At 60.1% G+C, this 1395-nt stretch carries 2 protein-coding genes; one reads left to right on the top strand and one right to left on the bottom strand.

Annotated features, from left to right (window positions below; translation table 11 throughout):
* A partial coding sequence (locus G205_RS20375; protein WP_035754034.1) for an RrF2 family transcriptional regulator occupies positions 1-473 on the bottom strand: 473 nt, incomplete at its 3' end.
* Between the two features lie 87 nt (positions 474-560).
* Here G205_RS20375 and G205_RS20370 point away from each other — a divergent pair.
* On the top strand, positions 561-1376 hold the full coding sequence (locus G205_RS20370; protein ID WP_009359693.1) for an SDR family oxidoreductase: 816 nt from the start codon (positions 561-563) through the stop codon (positions 1374-1376).
* Positions 1377-1395: the final 19 nt, after the last annotated feature.

The following is a 1395-nucleotide window of genomic DNA, read 5'->3' as shown; positions in this document are numbered from 1 at the left end:
GCGCCGGCGAACCAGTGCTGGATCGTTTGGAAGGTTTCCGGTCCTGACGTGCTGCTTACCTGGTGGGCGAGGTCCCCGATGGTGATTTTGTTGAGGGAGTCCCGCCAGGCCGTTTCTGCTGTCATCATCGCTATCGCGATGGGGCAGTGCGTGAGGCATTTTTCTGGAGGGGTGCCGAGGGGGCCGCGCTGGCGGATCTCAGTGCAGACGAACAGTGGTTGTTTGCCTTCGACCGCCTGTACGACATCGAGGATGCTGATCTGGTCGGCGGGCCGGGTCAGCACGTAGCCTCCGGCGTGCCCCTGCAGCGATCGGACAAGTCCGCCGCGTGAAAGGGCCTGCATCTGCTTGGCCAGATAGCTGCTTGAGACATCGTGGAGTCCTGCGAGCTTCCCAGCGGGTACTGCCCCGTCCATCCGGCTGAGGACCACGCAGCAGTGGATAGCCCATTCGACACCTCCAGATAACTTCATATCGTCCATAGTAGTTGACTCGGACACATGATGTCCGTAACCTTCATCTCGGATAAAAGTTATCCGAGTAGTAGGTGAGGACGAGATATGAAAATTCTGGTTGCAGGCGGCACAGGCCTGATCGGCAGGCAGGTTGTGGATATTCTGACCGGGCAGGGACACCAGGCAATTGCTGCTTCCCCCTCCAGCGGTGTGGACTCGGTGACCGGCGAGGGTTTGGACGAAGCAATGGCCGGCACCGATGTTGTTATCGACTTGACGAACACCACGGATTTCGACGAAAACGTTGTGGTTCCGTTCTTCACGAAATCCACGGCAAATCTCCTTGCTGCCGAGAAGCGAGCCGGAGTGCAGCACCACGTGGTCCTTTCCGTTGTGGGGACCGACCGGATTGGTCCAGTCGGGTACTTCGCAGGTAAGACGGTCCAGGAGAACGCAGTCCGGGACGGCGGGGTGCCTTACACCTTGGTCCGGGCAACCCAGTTCTTCGAGTTCATCCCGATGATCGCTGACGTTGGGACCCGTGACGGCAAAGTCTTCCTCACCCCCCACTTGATGCAGCCGATGGCCGCCGCCGACGTCGCGCGATTGGTCGCCGATGCAGCGGTGTCTCCTGCCCTGAACGGGGAGCTTGAAATTGCCGGCCCCGAACGAGCACCCATGCACGAGTTCGCCAGCCGGGTCCTCAGCGCGCAGGGCGATCCCCGCACCGTGGCCGTTGACCCTGACGCCGGTACTTCGGTATCCCCATCGAGGAAACAACCATTGTCCCGGTCGGAGAAGCCCGCATCGGCGAGAAAACTCTGGACCAATGGTTGCAGGAGAACACAAACTCCTAGCACCACAGGAGCTCCCGCTGCGTCAACGGAAAACCCCAGCCCACGACAAATCACTGATGAGTAACCCACAAGGCAACCACCAA

The sequence above is a fragment of the Arthrobacter nitrophenolicus genome (assembly GCF_000332815.1).
GTDB classification, from domain to species: domain Bacteria; phylum Actinomycetota; class Actinomycetes; order Actinomycetales; family Micrococcaceae; genus Arthrobacter; species Arthrobacter nitrophenolicus.
This window is presented reverse-complemented; position numbering and strand designations above follow the sequence as displayed.

Coding starts and splice junctions, on each gene's coding strand:
- G205_RS20370 (WP_009359693.1), top strand. CDS start 561: ATGAAAATTCTGGTTGCAGGCGGCACAGGCCTGATCGGCAGGCAGGTT.